Origin of the sequence: Gemmiger formicilis (genome assembly GCF_018784445.1) — a bacterium.
Classification (GTDB): domain Bacteria; phylum Bacillota; class Clostridia; order Oscillospirales; family Ruminococcaceae; genus Gemmiger.
The window spans coordinates 114,938-130,667 of record NZ_WQOH01000036.1 but is presented as its reverse complement, the minus strand read 5'-3'; the positions used below and the strand labels follow the sequence as shown (position 1 = coordinate 130,667).

At 56.0% G+C, this 15,730-nt stretch carries 18 protein-coding genes and 1 tRNA gene; 3 read left to right on the top strand and 16 right to left on the bottom strand.

Annotated features, from left to right (window positions below):
• Window positions 1-25: 25 nt before the first annotated feature.
• The 8 genes from GPK89_RS11450 to rfbA form a co-directional block, all read right to left on the bottom strand.
• Complete coding sequence (locus tag GPK89_RS11450; RefSeq protein WP_215693266.1) at window positions 26-649, bottom strand: stage II sporulation protein R; 624 nt, start codon at window positions 647-649, stop codon at window positions 26-28.
• Between the two features lie 52 nt (window positions 650-701).
• Window positions 702-1,598, bottom strand: coding sequence for a 4-(cytidine 5'-diphospho)-2-C-methyl-D-erythritol kinase (ispE, locus tag GPK89_RS11445; RefSeq protein WP_215693264.1), 897 nt, complete (start codon window positions 1,596-1,598; stop codon window positions 702-704).
• A gap of 28 nt (window positions 1,599-1,626) precedes the next feature.
• The gene (locus GPK89_RS11440; RefSeq protein ID WP_215693286.1) at window positions 1,627-2,799 is read right to left on the bottom strand and encodes a pyridoxal phosphate-dependent aminotransferase; all 1,173 of its coding nucleotides are present in this window, start codon (window positions 2,797-2,799) and stop codon (window positions 1,627-1,629) included.
• Window positions 2,799-3,278: an Lrp/AsnC family transcriptional regulator gene (locus GPK89_RS11435; RefSeq protein WP_215693262.1), complete on the bottom strand. Its 480-nt coding sequence runs from the start codon at window positions 3,276-3,278 to the stop codon at window positions 2,799-2,801. Before GPK89_RS11435 ends, GPK89_RS11440 begins: the two co-directional genes overlap by 1 nt.
• A gap of 130 nt (window positions 3,279-3,408) precedes the next feature.
• A complete protein-coding gene (locus GPK89_RS11430; protein ID WP_215693260.1) occupies window positions 3,409-4,311 on the bottom strand; it encodes a hypothetical protein in 903 nt (300 codons plus the stop codon).
• Between the two features lie 123 nt (window positions 4,312-4,434).
• Entirely contained in the window at window positions 4,435-5,499 is a 1,065-nt protein-coding gene (gene rfbB, locus GPK89_RS11425; RefSeq protein ID WP_215693258.1) for a dTDP-glucose 4,6-dehydratase, read from the bottom strand.
• A 3-nt stretch (window positions 5,500-5,502) separates the two neighbouring features.
• Complete coding sequence (rfbD, locus tag GPK89_RS11420; RefSeq protein WP_215693256.1) at window positions 5,503-6,408, bottom strand: dTDP-4-dehydrorhamnose reductase; 906 nt, start codon at window positions 6,406-6,408, stop codon at window positions 5,503-5,505.
• A gap of 18 nt (window positions 6,409-6,426) precedes the next feature.
• A complete protein-coding gene (gene rfbA / locus GPK89_RS11415; protein WP_215693254.1) occupies window positions 6,427-7,311 on the bottom strand; it encodes a glucose-1-phosphate thymidylyltransferase RfbA in 885 nt (294 codons plus the stop codon).
• 289 nt (window positions 7,312-7,600) lie between these two features.
• Here rfbA and GPK89_RS11410 point away from each other — a divergent pair, with 289 nt between their 5' ends.
• The 3 genes from GPK89_RS11410 (at window position 7,601) to GPK89_RS11400 (ending at window position 9,139) form a co-directional block, all read left to right on the top strand.
• Window positions 7,601-7,939 (top strand): hypothetical protein, encoded by a 339-nt coding sequence (locus tag GPK89_RS11410; protein ID WP_215693252.1) that lies wholly within the window; start codon window positions 7,601-7,603, stop codon window positions 7,937-7,939.
• Window positions 7,940-8,073: 134 nt separating this feature from the next.
• Window positions 8,074-9,006: a class B sortase gene (locus GPK89_RS11405; protein ID WP_215693250.1), complete on the top strand. Its 933-nt coding sequence runs from the start codon at window positions 8,074-8,076 to the stop codon at window positions 9,004-9,006.
• 49 nt (window positions 9,007-9,055) lie between these two features.
• A tRNA-Leu gene (locus tag GPK89_RS11400) sits at window positions 9,056-9,139 on the top strand.
• A gap of 164 nt (window positions 9,140-9,303) precedes the next feature.
• On the opposite strand, the gene GPK89_RS11395 is transcribed toward GPK89_RS11400, so the two are convergent.
• From GPK89_RS11395 to GPK89_RS11360, 8 genes are all read right to left on the bottom strand, one after another.
• A complete protein-coding gene (locus GPK89_RS11395; protein WP_215693248.1) occupies window positions 9,304-10,578 on the bottom strand; it encodes a tyrosine-type recombinase/integrase in 1,275 nt (424 codons plus the stop codon).
• Between the two features lie 66 nt (window positions 10,579-10,644).
• Complete coding sequence (locus tag GPK89_RS11390) at window positions 10,645-10,905, bottom strand: helix-turn-helix domain-containing protein (RefSeq protein WP_113998761.1); 261 nt, start codon at window positions 10,903-10,905, stop codon at window positions 10,645-10,647.
• Between the two features lie 529 nt (window positions 10,906-11,434).
• Window positions 11,435-11,620, bottom strand: a complete 186-nt coding sequence (locus GPK89_RS11385) for a helix-turn-helix domain-containing protein (RefSeq protein WP_113998762.1) — start codon at window positions 11,618-11,620, stop codon at window positions 11,435-11,437.
• On the bottom strand, window positions 11,620-12,042 hold the full coding sequence (locus tag GPK89_RS11380; RefSeq protein WP_215693246.1) for an RNA polymerase sigma factor: 423 nt from the start codon (window positions 12,040-12,042) through the stop codon (window positions 11,620-11,622). Before GPK89_RS11380 ends, GPK89_RS11385 begins: the two co-directional genes overlap by 1 nt.
• Window positions 12,043-12,447: 405 nt before the next feature.
• Window positions 12,448-13,527, bottom strand: coding sequence for a phosphotransferase enzyme family protein (locus GPK89_RS11375; protein ID WP_113998759.1), 1,080 nt, complete (start codon window positions 13,525-13,527; stop codon window positions 12,448-12,450).
• Window positions 13,528-13,553: 26 nt separating this feature from the next.
• The gene (locus tag GPK89_RS11370; protein ID WP_113998758.1) at window positions 13,554-14,120 is read right to left on the bottom strand and encodes a chromate transporter; all 567 of its coding nucleotides are present in this window, start codon (window positions 14,118-14,120) and stop codon (window positions 13,554-13,556) included.
• Window positions 14,117-14,683, bottom strand: a complete 567-nt coding sequence (locus GPK89_RS11365) for a chromate transporter (protein ID WP_199488064.1) — start codon at window positions 14,681-14,683, stop codon at window positions 14,117-14,119. The genes GPK89_RS11370 and GPK89_RS11365 overlap by 4 nt, the downstream gene beginning before the upstream one ends.
• A gap of 17 nt (window positions 14,684-14,700) precedes the next feature.
• Window positions 14,701-15,730 (bottom strand): radical SAM/SPASM domain-containing protein (locus GPK89_RS11360; protein WP_215693225.1); only part of this gene is annotated, 1,030 nt, incomplete at its 5' end.

The following is a 15,730-nucleotide window of genomic DNA, read 5'->3' as shown; positions in this document are numbered from 1 at the left end:
GCGGCAGCAGCAAAGCCGCCCCTCATCAGTCAGCGGGCAAGCCGCTGACAGCTTCCCCCGCGGGGGAAGCCAATCTGCCTATAAAGTCCGCAACTGCACACCTTACCTCAAACCTTCCAAACACTAGCGCGTTTTCATCGGCGGTGGGGTAGGCAGCGGTGCTGCCGGAGACGCAAAGAGCGGGATACAAAACACAGAACCAGTTGCGGCCCCGGGCTTCGCCTAACTCAATGCGCAGGGCTGTGTAAGCCCCGCCCGGCAAGGTGAAGCTGCCATAGTCCCGCGCAGCAAAGTCCCACTGTTCCAACCGCAGGCGGGCGGCCTGGGGGCTGTGGGCGCGGTGCAGGGCCGTGTCGGCGGCCTGCTGCAAGGCGGGCAGTGCGTATTGCAGGGCCGCAGCAGCCTCGTCCGGGGTTGCGGCTTCGGTCACAGCGGGCGGCAGGGCAGCCAAAACGGCGTCCCGCACCTGCAATTTCAACAGCTGGTCGTCCAACGTATCGCTGTTGGCCAGAATATGCAGCCGCAGGGTGTCCGCCCGTACCTGGGCGGCGGTGCGCTGGTGCCAATCGGCGCCGACAGTAAGTACAATGGCCAGTGCCAGCGCCAGGCCTACGCCCAGTTCCAGCACGCGGCGGGTATGCTTTGTCATAACAGTTCTCCCCTTTCAACCGGAGTATGGGCAGAAAGGGGAGCTTGTAAACTTATTTCTTGGTGCCAAACGTGCGGCGGACCGTCACGCGGGGGCCTCCATGGGTGGGCTTGCAGACATAGACCTGCTTGTAGCCCTTTTTCAGCTCGACGGCGGTATTGCGAGCGGCGTTCTCGTCGTCAAAAATGCCAAACACCGCCGCGCCGCTGCCGGTCATCTGGGCCGTGACGGCCCCATGCGCCCGCAGCGTTTTACAGATGGCGGGCGTTTCCACCGCGCCGGAGCAGTGTTCCAGCGCATTGCCCGCCGCCGCACAGACGCCTCGCAGGTCGTTGGCGCGGATGGCCTGTTCCTGGGCCTCGCAGTCGGGGTGGACCGGGCTGCCCATCGTGTCATACCGGGCAAAGGCCTCGGGCGTCGAGACTCCGACGCTGGGCATCGCCACGACGAACCAGCAGTCCGGGCAGGGCGGCAGGGCTTTCATCAAATCGCCCACGCCGCGCACACGGCAGGTACCGCCCAGCAGCGCAAACGGCACATCCGCGCCGATGCCCGCGCCGATGGCGCACAGTTCGCTCATGGAAAGCCGGGCGTTGTACAGTTCGTTCAAACCAACCAGCACGCCCGCAGCGTCAGCACTGCCGCCCGCCATGCCGGCACGCACCGGCACCCGCTTGTAAATCGTCATATCCACGCCCGCCAGCAGGCCGGTGTAGTGGAAAAACGCCAGCGCCGCCTTGACGGCGGTGTTTTTATCGTTGGCAGGCACAAAGCTGCCGGGCAGGGTCAGCGTCAGGTCATTGCTGCGGCGCAGCGTGATTTTTTCGTACAGGTCGATGGTCTGCATGACCATGTCCAGATCGTGGTAGCCGTTGGGCAGCGTGCCCACAACGTCCAGCGACAGGTTCAGCTTGGCCGGGGCCAGCACCGTTACCGCGCGGTATTGCACTGTTGGTCACTCTCCTGTTGTTTTATTTCTATATCCAGCCGTGTTCCTTTAAAAATTCACGGATGCGCTTCATGGCAGTCTGCAAATGGTCTACGCTGTACGCATAGCTGATGCGGGCGTAACCCTCGCCCGACGCACCGAAGGCCGAGCCGGGAATGATGGCGACTTCCTTCTCCCGCAGCAGCTGCTCGCAGAATTCACTGCTCGTCAGGCCGCTGATTTGGATGGAGGGGAACACGTAGAACGCGCCGCGCGGCTCAAAACAGGTCAGGCCCATCTCGTTCAGTGCCTTGACGACGTAACGGCGGCGGCGGTTGTACTCATCGCGCATCATCTCGATCTGGTCGTCGCACTGGCGCAGCGCCGTGATGGCGGCGTACTGGCTGGTGGTGGGGGCCGACATAATGCAGCTCTGGTGAATTTTCGTCATGACTTTGATCAACGGCGCAGGGCCGACAGCGTACCCCAAGCGCCAGCCGGTCATGGCGTAGGACTTGGAGAAGCCGTTGACGACGATGGTGCGCTCGGCCATACCGGGCAGCGACGCAATGGACACATGGCGGTCGAGGCCGTAGGTCAGCTCGGAGTAGATTTCATCCGACAGCACCAGCACGTTCGTTTCCCGCAGGACGGCGGCAATTTCCTCCACCTCGGCGGCGCTCATGACCGCGCCGGTGGGGTTGTTGGGGTATGGGAAGATGAGCAGCTTCGTTTTCGGCGTGATGGCCGCACGCAGCTGATCCGCCGTCAGGCGGAACTGATCCTCGGCCCGGGTGGCGATATGCACCGGCACGCCGCCGGTCAGCTGGGTGATGGGCTCATAGCAGACAAAGCAGGGTTCGGGGATGATGACCTCGTCCCCGGGCTGCACGAGCGCGCGGATGGCAAGGTCGATGGCCTCGCTACCGCCCACCGTGACGAGGACGTTTTTTTCTTGATAATGCAGCTCAAACCGGCGCTGTAAGTAGGTGCAGATTTCCTTGCGCAGGTCTTTCAGGCCCGCGTTGGCCGTGTACTTGGTACGGCCCAATTCCAGGCTGCGGATGCCTGCGTCGCGGACGCTCCACGGCGTTTTAAAATCCGGCTCGCCGACGCCCAGCGAGATGCAGTGGGGCATATCGGCCGCCAGATCAAAGAACTTGCGGATGCCGGAGGGGCGCATGGCCTTGGCGGCAGGGGCAAGCAGTTCATCGTAGTTCATCACAGGACGGTACACTCTCTTTCATCGGGTTCTTCGGCCAGGTACAGACGGCCGCCGCGCTTGTAGGGGCGCAGCACAAAGCTGGTAGCGGTGGAGAGGACATCGTCCAGCGGGGATAGGCGCTTTGCCACAAAGATAGCGATTTCCTGGAAGCTGCGGCCCTTGATGATGACCTGCAAGTCGTAGCTGCCGCTCATCAGCAGCACGGTATCGACCTCGTCAAACTGGGCGATGGTCATGCCGATATCGTCAAAGCCGCGGGCCTTATGGGGGGTGACGCGCAGCTCAATCACAGCCTCCACGAGGTTGACGCCGGCCTGCTCCCAGTCGACGAGAGTCTCATAGCCGCGGATATAGCCCTTGGCGGCGGCCTCGTCCATCATGGCGGCGACTTCCTCGGGGGTCTTATCCAGCATAGCCGCGATATCCTCAATGGGCATACGAGCGTTCTTTTCCAGAATACGCAGTAATTCTTCCATAGTACCACACCTCACTCAAATATATGTGGCTATTATAGCATATTTGTCGGGAGATTGCATCCCTGTTTATGGGATTGCAAAAAAAATCAGCACCTCCATACAGAGGTGCCGATGCTGATATAGAAACTGTTTACTCCGCCGTGCTTTCGCTGTCGGCGGTGTCCTCCGTGGATTCTGCGGTGTCCTCTGCAGGCTGGGCGTCGCCCTCTTCTGCGGGCTGCTCGCCTTCCGGCTGCGGTGCTTCCTCCGCCGGGGCGGTGTCGGCGTTCAGCTGGTCGTTCTGCAGGTCCTCCACCAGGGCATCTGTCGGGGCAGGCGTGGGCGTAGCTTCCACCTTCATGTCGCTTTCGCGCAGGGCGGTCAGGTACCACTGGCGGTTCTCGCCGCGGGTGAACACGTAGTCCATATACTTCGTCGGTTCGGTGGGGGCCATCAGGCTCAACTCACCGGTGGTGTTGTTCGCGGCGGTGGGCACATAACCGACCGTGACGATGCGTTTGCCATCCTTCTGGGAAATCATCTCCACCGTGGGCGTGTACAGAGCCACCGAACTGGTGACAGGCACGTAATAGGCCTGCTTTTCCTCATCGTACTGGTAGACGAACTCCGACGTGCTGAACGAGCCTTCCGTCACCTGGTAGTCCGGCCCCAGCAGGTTGGAGATATAGGTGTCGATTTCCAGCGCAGGGATCAGCGCCGAGCCGGTGTCGGGGTCGCGCTCGTACTGGTCCAGGCTGCCGCCGCTGTTCTGCACCTGGTAGACGGTGCCCCAGATGGCGGCCTGCTTGAACACGCCCTCATCGACGGTGCTGACATCGTCGAAGGCGACCGGGTCCAGCATGACCATACCGTACAGGCGGTCGTGGTACTCGTCGCGCAGGCTGCTGTCATCCAGTGCCGAGCGCACCAGCCCGATGACCCAGCCCAGCACGGTAAACAGACCGATGAGCGCCAGCAGCAGCGCCGCGCCGCCCACGATCTGCCGCGCCAGGCGGCGGTTATTGCGGATATGTTCTTCTCTGTAATTTGCCATTGTGGATGTGTTGCTCCTTTGGGAGATTGAAAAGCGGTGCAGCGGGGTGAGGGCACCCCGCCCTACACGCCTATTGAAAGGGATCGTAGGGCGGCATGCCCCATGCCGCCGCAGGTGGGCTTCTTACTTATTCTTATACATCTGCTCGTAATATTTCTGGTAATCGCCGCTGGTGACGTGGGCCATCCAGTCGGGGTGGGCCAGATACCAGTCGATGGTCAGCACAATGCCCTTCTCAAACGGAGTCTCCGGGTACCAGCCCAGATCCTCCTTGATCTTGGTCGGGTCGATGCCGTAGCGGCGGTCATGGCCCAGGCGGTCGGCAACGTGGGTGATCAGCTCCTCGCTGATGCCCTCATCCTTCAGGCGGTCATGCAGCTGGGCAATGACCGTCTTGACGATGAAGATGTTCGGGCGCTCGTTGTGGCCGCCGACGTTGTAGACCTCGCCGTCCTTACCCCCCTGGGCGACCATATCAATGGCCTTGCAGTGATCCATGACGTACAGCCAGTCGCGGATCTGCATACCGTCGCCGTAAACGGGCAGGTTCTTGTGCTGCTTGGCGTTGTTGATGAGCAGCGGAATCAGCTTCTCGGGGAACTGATAGGGGCCGTAGTTGTTGGAGCAGCGGGTAATATTCATCGGCATACCGTAGGTATCGTGGAACGCCTTGACGAACATATCCGCGCTGGCCTTGGAGGCAGAGTACGGGCTGTGGGGGCACAGCGGGGTCGTCTCCATAAAGTAGCCCTCGGCACCCAGCGCACCGTAGACCTCATCGGTGGAGACCTGCAGGTACTTCTTGCCCTCTTTCCAGGTCTTGGCGGCAGCGTCATACCAGGCATCCTTGCAGCACTGCAGCAGGTTCACGGTGCCCAGCACGTTGCTCTCGACGAAAATTTCGGGGTTCTTGATGCTGCGGTCGACGTGGCTCTCGGCGGCAAAGTTGATGACGTAATCGGGGTCATACTTGGCGATCAGGTCGGTAACGAGCGCCTTGTCGCAGATATCACCCTGCACAAAGATGTGGCGGGCGTCGTCCTCGATGTCCTGCAAATTCTCGAGGTTGCCGGCGTAAGTCAGCTTGTCGAGGTTGATAAGGCGGATATCCTCATACTTTTCCAGCATATAGTGGACAAAGTTCGAGCCGATGAAACCGGCGCAGCCGGTAACGAGATAGGTTTTCATAAATCAAAGTTCTCCATTCCAGTTTGCAAAAAAGTCCTTGAGGGCATCCTGCCAGTCGCGCATCTCGTCGCCGACGGTGCAGCGCAGCATACGGTTCTCCAGGGCGCTCCACGCCGGGCGGTTAGCACTGGCGGGGTTGGCGGCGGCGTACTGGGCGCTGGTGACAGGCTCGACCTTGCAGGAAAGCCCTGCCCCCTGCATGATGGCGGACGCGAAATCATACCAGCTGCAAATGCCGTTGCCGGTGCAGTGGTAGATGCCGTAATCGTGGCTGACGGCCAGCTTGAGAATATGGTAGGCCAAATCGACGGCGTTCGTCGGGTTGCCCAGCTGGTCGTTGACAACGGTGATTTTGTCGTGGGTCCGGCCCAGGCGAATCATCGTCTTGACGAAGTTTTTTCCGTAGTAGCTGTACAGCCATGCCGTGCGCACAATGAAGTGGCGGCGGCAGAACCGCTCGACATACTGCTCACCCAGCAGCTTGGTCTGGCCGTAGGCAGAGATGGGCGCGGGCACGGCGCACTCGTCCAGTGCAACGCCGCCGTTGGCCGTGCCGGGGAACACATAGTCGGTGGAAACGTGGATAAGCCGCGCCCCGATTTTCTCGCACGCCAAGGCCAGGTTGCGCGGGCCGATGGCGTTGACTTTAAACGCCGCGTCGCGGGCGGTCTCGCAGCCGTCCACGTTGGTGAAGGCGGCACAGTTGATGACCGTATCGGGCTGGTGGCGGCGGATGTAGTTGATGGTGGCCTCCCGGTCAGTGATGTCCAGTTCGTCCACATCCACCGGAATGACCGTGGCTTTGCGCAGGCGCTCGGGCAGCGGGCCGATGGCGCAGCCTTCCTCAGAAAGCTGGCGCTGCAGCTCGGTGCCCAGCTGCCCGCGGCAGCCGGTAATCAAAATTTTCATGCGTACTCCCCTGCCCTATCAGTATTGCAGCTTGTCGTCGGCGACATTCTTCAAATGCTGGCCGTAGGGGGATTTGCCATAGCGGGCGGCGCTTTCCAGCAGCTTTTCCTTGGTGATCCAGCCGTACTTGTAGGCAATTTCTTCCGGGGCAGAGATTTTGATGCCCTGGCGCTGCTCAACGGTCTGCACAAAGGTAGCAGCCTCGACGAGGGAGTCCATCGTGCCGGTGTCGAGCCAGGCATAGCCGCGGCCCAGCAGCTGGACATCCAGCTTGCCCTGGTCGAGGTACATCTGGTTCAGTGTGGTGATTTCCAGCTCACCGCGGGCACTGGGCTTGACCTGCTTTGCCATCTTCACGACCTCATTATTGTAGAAGTAGAGGCCGGTGACGGCGTAGTTGCTCTTGGGGTTAGCGGGCTTTTCCTCAATGTCGGTGGCGTGGCCGTCCTTGTCAAACGCGACGACGCCGAAGCGTTCGGGGTCGTTGACATAGTAGCCGAACACCGTGCTGCGGCCGTTGGCGGCGTTGGCGGCGGCGGTCTTCAGGCGCTTGGAGAAACCGGCGCCGTAGAAGATGTTGTCGCCCAGAACCATGGCGCAGCAGTCGTCACCGATGAACTCCTCACCCAGGATGAACGCCTGGGCCAGGCCGTCCGGAGAAGGCTGGACCTTATACTGCAGATGCAGGCCGTACTGGCTGCCGTCGCCCAGCAGCGCCTCAAAGCGCGGGGTGTCCGTGGGGGTGGAAATGATCAGAATGTCCTGGATGCCCGCCAGCATCAGCGTAGACAGCGGATAGTAGATCATCGGCTTGTCATAGACGGGCAGCAGCTGCTTGGATGTGACCATCGTCAGCGGGTAAAGTCGGGTGCCGGCGCCGCCGGCAAGGATAATACCTTTCATCGTTACAACTCCTTTAAAATTTTGGTGCAGTGCGCGCCGCCCATCCCATTGGGGCATAATCTCACACAATACGATTAAAGCTATTATACAGCATTTTGCAAGGGCACGCAAGGGGGAAATCTTGCCGTGATGTGTACCCATTTGTTGCCAATTTGTTACTATTTCTTTGCAATGCCTTGACGGATAGAACAAGCTGTGCTACAATACAAACAGTATAAACCACGATGGCACGTCGCTGCATCGTTTTTGATAGAAGCTAAAGACTGAATATGAGGAGGCGTTTTCTTCGATGAAACGCTTTTTTTGTGCGGCCTTTTTTGTGGCCGTCGTTGCGTTGCTGGCCGCCTGCGGCGCACTGAATGTAAACTCCGCCGCAGCCCAGGCTACGGCTACCCCCACCAGCTCTACTTCCCGCACACAGAAGAGTGATTCCACCGTTAAGGTCAACGAGACCGCCGCCAAGGTGGATGTCGTCACGGCGCAGAGCAGCGCCAGCCCCACCGCTACGGCGGCCCCGGCCCAGGTCGAGACCCCGGCCACCGGGGATTTCCCCGTTGTGTATCTGGCTGGCGTGGTAGGTCTTATCCTGATTTGCTCCGCCGGGCTGCTGATGCTGCGCAAAATCTGATGTAAACGCCCTCCGGGGCGTTTTTTGTTTTTAAGCCTCCCCTGTCAAAAAAGGGTAGACGCCGAAGGCGGCCGGAGAGATCCCGACGAGCGTTCCCTTATGTGCCGCCACTTTCACAGAAAGGAGCCCCGTACATGCCCAGACGCTACCGCAAGCTGCGCGGGGATACCGCGTACTACCCTTTCGCGGCCCGCACCGGGTTACGCGCCCGGCAGCGCCGCCATGCGCGGCTGCTGCGCGTTCTGGGCATAGCGGCGCTGGCCCTGGCGGCGGTGCTGCTGGTGCGGCAGACTGTGTTCCGCGGCGGCCAGCCCAACGCCCCCGCGCCGATTGCCGCCGCACAGACCACCGCCCCCGGGCAGGCCCATGTGACTGTTGCGCCGGTTGCCGCGACCCGGGACGCCCTGGCCGATACCCGCGAGGCCGATGCCGCCGCCCACACCACGCCGGAGTCTGCCGCCGCGCCCGCCGTGGAAAGCACCGCCATTTTGCCGCAGTACCGCGCATTATATGAAGAGAACCCCGATCTCGTCGGCTGGCTGCGCATCGACGGCACCGACATCGATTTGCCCGTGGTGCAGACCCCCGGCGACAACGAGTATTACCTGCGGCGCGGATTCGACCGCTTTTACGCCATGGGCGGCACGCTGTTTCTGGACGAACGGTGCTCTCTCTCCCCCGATGCGCCCACCGACAACTGGCTGATCTACGGTCACAATATGCGTGATGGTTCGATGTTTGGCCAACTGGTGTACTACCGCGACGAGGATTTTTACAAAGCGCACCCCACCTTCACGTTTGACACCCTGTACGAGCACGCCACCTGGCAGGTCGTGGCCGCGCTGGATACAGTCCTTGGCGCAGACGAACAACCCTACTACACGTTTTTTGACGCCGCCAACAAGCTGGACTGGCAGCGCCGGGTCGAGGCCATCACGGCGCTGGCGCTGTACGACACCGGCGTCACGCCCGAATACGGCACCCAGCTGTTGACCCTTTCCACCTGCGGCGATACCCGCCCCGACACGGACGCCCGCTTTGCGATTTTGGCAATGCGGGTAGGATAACCCCTTGACATTTGCCCCCAATGCAGGTATAATATCAAAGTACCTTCACGCCGGTGTGTTGGAATTGGCAGACGAGACGGACTCAAAATCCGTTGGTGGTGACACCGTATGGGTTCGACCCCCATCACCGGCATTCCTTATACCTAAGCCTTTTAGCGGCTTAGGTATTTTTTGTGTGGCAGACAAGATTTAGGCTTGTCTGCCATTTTGTCTGCCACTTTTTACCCAAATGGCAGACAAAACGGATTTATTTTCCGTTGGTTTTGGCGGACAAGTTCGCCCAACGGAGTTTTTCTCCTAAGCGATTTTTCGTTTGGGAGATTTCTTCTTTTCGGGAAGTTCGCCAAGGTTGATTTTGCTGGCAATCATATTCGCGGCTTCCATCTTGCTGTCCACGTCAATGTGGGCGTAAATATTGGCCGTGGTGGAAAAGCTGGAATGCCCCAGCCACATCTGTACCTCTTTCATCGTGACTTTGTTCTTGATGAGCAGACTGGCGCAGGAGTGGCGGAGGTCATGATAACGAATCGGGCGGAAACCATTCTTTAAGAGCATTTCGCGGAAAACCCGTGTCACATAGTCCGGGGTCACAAGATGACCCATATCATCCACGCAGATGTAGTCCTTATATTCCTTGCAGTAGCTGCCGCCGCAAAGTTTCATTTGCTGGTGCTGGCGTTTTTGGGCTTTCAGTAAAGCCTGTTCTACTGCGGGAATCAGAGGCAAACTGCGGAAGCTGGCCTTGTTTTTTGTACGGCACTTGGAAACGTCCACCATTTTGCCATCCACATTGATGCGTTCAAAGGTGCGTGAAATCGTGACGATTTTCCGTTCAAAGTCGATGGCCGACCATTGCAGACCGATTACCTCGCTACGGCGCAATCCATAGAACGCAGCAAGCATGACAGGAAGTTCCATTTTGGTATTTGCAAAAATAGGCAGCACTTCCATTAATTCATCCGCTGAATAATAGCTGGCAACAAAGTTGTCTTTTTTGGGGCGCTCCACTTCGGCAGCAGGGTTATAGGGAATCAATTTGAGCTTTGCCGCGTCAGATAAAGCCTTGCGGATGTTGGCATGGTAATGAAGTACGGTGTTTCCGCTTACTCCGCGCTGGTTGATTTCATGTGTGTAGAACATTTCAATATCCAGCACTGTGATTTCGTTCAAACGTACTTTCCGTTTAGCAAAATACGGTTCAATCCACGATCTGACATTCTGGCAATAGCCGGAATAAGTAACTTCTTCCCAGCTTTTGCGTTTCCATTGCAACCAAAATTCAAGGTAATCCGAGAACAGCATACCCGGCCAAGGTGAATTCCATCTTTCATCTTCCGTTTTGTTTTGGCTTTTGGGTTGACGCTCGTTTACACCACGCACTTCCTCTCCGGCATTGGCTTCGCGGATCATCGTCAGGAGCAGCGCCTTGGCCTTGGTTGCATTGCGGTCGGTGGACAACCCTGTACTCAGCGTTTTGCGGTTTCGCTTTCCTTTTTCATCTGTGGGCAGATTCAGAACGACATAATAGAATCCGTGTTTTTGCGTAAGATAGCCTGTAACTTTCGTTTTCATTGCGTTGCTCCTTTCCGACTATCTGACGGTAATGGTGACACCTATATGATAGCGGATATGCGCTTTTTACTCCACGCTGTCGATTGTCGCATTGACAGTGTTGCAATCTTCGGGTGTTTCGTTCTGCAAAAAGCGAATTACGTTTACCTTGGGGATGCGGTAACTGCGTCCGATGCGAAATGCCTTGATTTTCCCTGCATTCAGCATACGATATGCCGTTTTCTTACTCACGGGCCGCGAACCGCCCAGCATCTCGCAAAGCTGTGGTACATCCACTACATCGGGGTATTTTCGGAAAATTTCTCGCTTTCCAAATGGTTCTCCCATAATCGTCAACTCCTCTCAAAAATAATTGCGGATTTAATTCCACAAGCATGGCGGTCACCTGTGGAAAACAAGTGACCGCCATAATCTGAAATTAAATTGTATATCCTATTCGACACTACTTCCCGGATATAGGGCAGACCATTGACCCGGCTGCTGGAGCAGCGCCCGCGTCCTGTACCACATTGTTGGCAGTACCGCCGATTCCTTGAGGGTATCGCAACGGTGCGTATCATAATGATCGACCCTTTCATCGCATAGGCGGTGTTCCACGCCGCCCCTCTGAGCGCCTGTGAGCGCGTTTATAGCGACAGGAATATCCTATCATAGCTAAACCGCTGCACACGCCTTAGAGTCTGCTTGCCGTCGCTCCGTGGGTTGCGGCAAGATCGAATTTATGTAGCCAATGGTCTGGTTATTCTGCTTTCAAGGTTCTCTCAAGGGGAGAGGGCCTTTCAACACCCTCTATAACTTATATACTCTGCAAAAATAAAAACCTTGAGGGAAAAATTAAAATTATTTTTCGCGCTGCTCACATACGAAATTTGGAAACCGCAATCAGAAATTCAATGACCTGTGTTTGAAACAGATCTTCGTCAAAGCGGCCATTTACAAAGCTGTAACTGCGCAGCAATGTGTAGTAGCGCTCATACAGCTTTTGGATAGCGGTGTGGTTGGCTTTTTTGGCCTGTGCCAGCAGTTCTCTATATGCTCCCATCAGTGTTCCCCCATTGCATTGCGGATTTTATTGATTGCATTGTGTTTGTGCGTACTCACGGTGTCAGGCTTGATTTTCAGCTTCGTCGCCGTATCGGCAATCGAAAGCCGGTCAATGTACAAGCAAATCATAACCTCACATTCTTTCGGGGAGAGCTTGTGCAAATAGGGCTTGATAGCCTCCCACATCAGTTTGGCTTCTACTGCAGATTCCAAGGATTCCTCCCGGATGGAATCTACGTGTTCAATGGTTTCGGCAGCATATTCATAGGAACATTCCACCTTTTGAATCTTCTTCAGATGGCGGATATAGGTCAACCTGCGGTTCTTCAGCACCGTGGCCAAATACGCGGTAAACTGCGCGGCCAGTGCGGCATCCTCACCATAAATCCAATATTTATTGGCATCCTTTTTTCTGGACATATTTACCTCCAAAATTTTGAGTTTCATTGAATAGAAGCTCAAAAAGGAGGTGCACGAGCGCAATAAAAATATCGTTTCAACGTGCATATTCAAAAAGACAAGCACAAAAAAGGCCCGACAGCCAATTTGGCTGTCGGGCCTGAAACGTAATGTAACTATACTTACATCGTATTTCGGTGCGTAAGGGTGGCCCAGTGCAAGGGGCTATGTTTTCTACACTATTGTTGTAAAATGTACAGCTTGCGCTGTGCTTTTTCACCAAGGCATCCAGAATCCCGGTGTTCAACTTATTGACCTCGACGTAGAGTAAAAAACGCCCGCGCTTTTCAGGCGCGGGCGTTATAAAAAGGAGAAAACGCGATTTTGCATTACGCAAAACGCAGAAAAAAGAGCATCAAATATCTATCAACAATATTTCTCAATGATTTTCTGCATAACATCCCAGCTTTTCTCCATGTCGGCGGTCAGTTTGAACTGGGTTCGGGCGCGGTTGAGGTTTTGAGTCTCGTAGTTGATGTGAAAGTAGTGGTCGCCCTCCAGATAATCGGCGAGGAAGCGCATACCACATTCCATCGTCATCAGTTTGGCACCCCACGGCAGGGTCTGCTTTTCCAGCGGGGTGAACGCTTCACCTGCTGCCTGCAAGAAGCCCTTGGTGTAAATTTCAAACAGTTCCATGCTGAAATTCACTTTCGAGAGGTCGGATTCATCCTCGGCGCAGTGGTTAGCGCCAAAACGGATTGAATCGCCAAAATCGTTCGCGGCCAGCCCCGGCATGACAGTGTCGAGGTCGATAACACACAGCCCCTCCCCAGTCGTTTTGTCGAACAGGATATTGTTCAGCTTGGTGTCGTTGTGGGTGACGCGCAACGGCAGTTTGCCCGCTGTCAGCAGGTCCACCATAACATGATAATCCTCTTCACGGGCGCGGACAAACTCAATTTCGCGCTGTACCTGTGCGGCGCGTCCCATGCGGTCCTCAGCCACAGCACGCTGGAAGTCCGCGAAGCGTTTTGGTGTATCATGGAAGTGAGGAATCGTCTCATGCAGGGTGTTTGCCGGGTAGTCGGCAAGCTGGTGTTGGAAATTGCCAAAAGCAACGGCGCTTTGGTAAAAATCTTCGGAGGACTGCACCTGCTGCAAGCAGACGGTGTTCTCCACGAAGTCATAGACACGCCAACAACCGCCGTCGGCGGCCTTATAATAGGGCTTTCCAGCTTTGGTCAGCGCAACATGGAGCGTGGCACGTTCCGGGTCAGCCCCGCGCTGTTTGGCCTTTTCGCGCAGAAAATCCGTTACACCGCAAATATTTTCCATCAGACCGTCCGGGTCTTTGAATGTATCAGTATTGATTTTTTGCAGAATATAGCGTTTTTGCGTTGCTTGTTCGGTGAGAGCATACGTCTGGTTGATATGCCCTTCGCCATAGGCGATTGGCTCGGACACCGGGCCGTTCCACGCCCACGCGGCTAAAATCTTGTTCATTTCATATACATCCTCTCGGTTTTGTATCAGGCCGTGATGCTGTACAACACAACGCCTGCCACGGCGGCACCCGCCATAACCTTGATTGGGCTGGGCTTCCACTTGCGCAGGACGAAAAAGCCTGCAAGGAAAATTACCAGCGCCATCAAGTCAAAGCTGCTCAAATCTGCTGGAAGAGTACGTTGGCCGTATAGTGCCAGAATCATCAACGAGATACCGGCAGAGGCAATCATAGCGATTACAGCGGGGCGCAGCCCTGCCAAAACCCCCTGCACAATGCTCAAGCCACGGAAGCGGTAGTACACATAAGCCAAAGTCATCACAATGACACAGGATGGGAAGATACAGCCGATAGTGGCAATCAGCGCTCCCGGCAGCCCAGCCACCTGAATTCCCACAAAGGTTGCCGCGTTAAGAGCGATAGGGCCGGGAGTCATTTCAGCAATGGCCATAATGTCGGCAAACCCCGTCATTGTCAACCAAGGGTGAATATCCACGACTTGGTCTTGAATTAAAGGCATGGCTGCATACCCGCCGCCGATGCTGAACAGGCCGACTTGAAAGAAACTCCAGAACAGTTCCAGATAGATCATTCCTCGACCTCCTTCTTTTGCAGATACAGCGTATCCAACGCACCAATCACACCGCAGACCAGAATAATCAGGATAATGTTCACGGAGAAAAAGCGAGTCGCCACGAAAGCCGCCAGCATCACAGCGATGGGCAGCAGGCGCTTCTTTTTCAGAATGGGCCATGCCATATTGATGACTACATCAAAGATGACTGCCGCCACACCGGCCAGCATACCGGCCATAGCCATGCTCACATACTTGTTGGAGCGAAATGCTTGGTAGAAAGCAGAAATGATGGAAATGATAATCAGCGGCGGCAGTGCTGAACCAACTACGGTAATCAATGCACCGGGGATTCCTGCCACATGGTAACCCACCAGAATAGAGGCATTGATGGCGATAGAGCCGGGGCTGGACTGGGCTATGGCCGTCAGGTCCAACATTTCTTCCTCCTCAATCCAGTGCAGTTCTTTCACAAAGCGCTCCCGCATGAGAGGGATAATGACAAACCCGCCGCCGAATGTACACGCGCTGAGTTTAAAGGTAGAAAGGAACAACTGCCAATATTTATTTTTCTTGTCCAATAGAATCTGTCTCCTTTTCAGCGGTACATCTGCACCGCACGGGCCATTTCACGCATTCGGGGTTCAGCGTAGGCAAAAAACTTTTGCAGTGCCTTGCAATAGTAACTGCGTTGGGCTTTGTCTGCTGTATTACGGTCACGCTTGCAGCCGCCGTGACATAGGTTTACCCATCTGCATTGCTGACATTCTGCGGGGACATTCCGGCCATCCTTTATAAAGATGCGCATTTTCTCCCCCAAAAGCAACGATTGTAAAGAGTCATTTTGAATCGTTCCGAGTTTGTACTCGTCCAAACAGTAAAAATCGCACGGGTAAACAGCGCCACTGCCCTCCACAACCATGTAAGAACCGCACGCGCCGGTGGTGGAGCAAGTTCCCGTCGGTGCGCCCATGAGCAGCTGTATATAATCTTCAAACAGGCGAACACTGACATAGACACCTGTTTTCCAGTCACGATACCATGCGTCAAACAGGGCGCACAAAAATTGCGCGTACAGTTCCGGCGAAAGAGAGTAATTTTCGATTCCTCGCTGCGCGCCCAAGGGGTCTAAGCAAGGGATGAATTGGAGATAGCGCACACCCGTTGCTTTCATAGACTTATACACACGTTCCGCCTTTTTAGCCAGACGCTTGGTGACAACACATAAAAGGTTGCACTCGATATGATACTGCTCCAGCAGTTTGATCATCTGCATGACCCTTGTCCATGTTCCGTCGCCGGAAACATCTGGGCGCAAAGCATCATGTACATCTGGAGTACCGTCTAAGCTGATACCAACAAGGAAGTTTTCTTCGCGGAAAAATTTCGCCCATTCTTCGGCAACAGCAAGGCCGTTTGTCTGGATGGCATACTGCACCGTTACACACTTTTGGTTGTACTTTCGCACTGTCTGCGTAAAGAACAGAAAGAAATCCAGCCCTGCTAAGGTTGGTTCTCCGCCCTGAAAAGCAAACGAAACAAAGCCGCCTTGGTCAAGTTCCTCAAAACAGCGTCGTATCAATGTCTCGGCTGTCTGCAAGGTCATCATGCAATCTTCGGAAGTGCTA

Bases quoted from the DNA above. Each gene is read 5' to 3' on its own strand.
- GPK89_RS11450 (WP_215693266.1), bottom strand. From the start codon at position 649: ATGACAAAGCATACCCGCCGCGTGCTGGAACTGGGCGTAGGCCTGGCG.
- GPK89_RS11440 (WP_215693286.1), bottom strand. From the start codon at position 2,799: ATGAACTACGATGAACTGCTTGCCCCTGCCGCCAAGGCCATGCGCCCC.
- GPK89_RS11435 (WP_215693262.1), bottom strand. From the start codon at position 3,278: ATGGAAGAATTACTGCGTATTCTGGAAAAGAACGCTCGTATGCCCATT.
- GPK89_RS11430 (WP_215693260.1), bottom strand. From the start codon at position 4,311: ATGGCAAATTACAGAGAAGAACATATCCGCAATAACCGCCGCCTGGCG.
- rfbB (WP_215693258.1), bottom strand. From the start codon at position 5,499: ATGAAAACCTATCTCGTTACCGGCTGCGCCGGTTTCATCGGCTCGAAC.
- rfbD (WP_215693256.1), bottom strand. From the start codon at position 6,408: ATGAAAATTTTGATTACCGGCTGCCGCGGGCAGCTGGGCACCGAGCTG.
- rfbA (WP_215693254.1), bottom strand. From the start codon at position 7,311: ATGAAAGGTATTATCCTTGCCGGCGGCGCCGGCACCCGACTTTACCCG.
- GPK89_RS11410 (WP_215693252.1), top strand. From the start codon at position 7,601: ATGAAACGCTTTTTTTGTGCGGCCTTTTTTGTGGCCGTCGTTGCGTTG.
- GPK89_RS11405 (WP_215693250.1), top strand. From the start codon at position 8,074: ATGCCCAGACGCTACCGCAAGCTGCGCGGGGATACCGCGTACTACCCT.
- GPK89_RS11395 (WP_215693248.1), bottom strand. From the start codon at position 10,578: ATGAAAACGAAAGTTACAGGCTATCTTACGCAAAAACACGGATTCTAT.
- GPK89_RS11390 (WP_113998761.1), bottom strand. From the start codon at position 10,905: ATGGGAGAACCATTTGGAAAGCGAGAAATTTTCCGAAAATACCCCGAT.
- GPK89_RS11385 (WP_113998762.1), bottom strand. From the start codon at position 11,620: ATGGGAGCATATAGAGAACTGCTGGCACAGGCCAAAAAAGCCAACCAC.
- GPK89_RS11380 (WP_215693246.1), bottom strand. From the start codon at position 12,042: ATGTCCAGAAAAAAGGATGCCAATAAATATTGGATTTATGGTGAGGAT.
- GPK89_RS11375 (WP_113998759.1), bottom strand. From the start codon at position 13,527: ATGAACAAGATTTTAGCCGCGTGGGCGTGGAACGGCCCGGTGTCCGAG.
- GPK89_RS11370 (WP_113998758.1), bottom strand. From the start codon at position 14,120: ATGATCTATCTGGAACTGTTCTGGAGTTTCTTTCAAGTCGGCCTGTTC.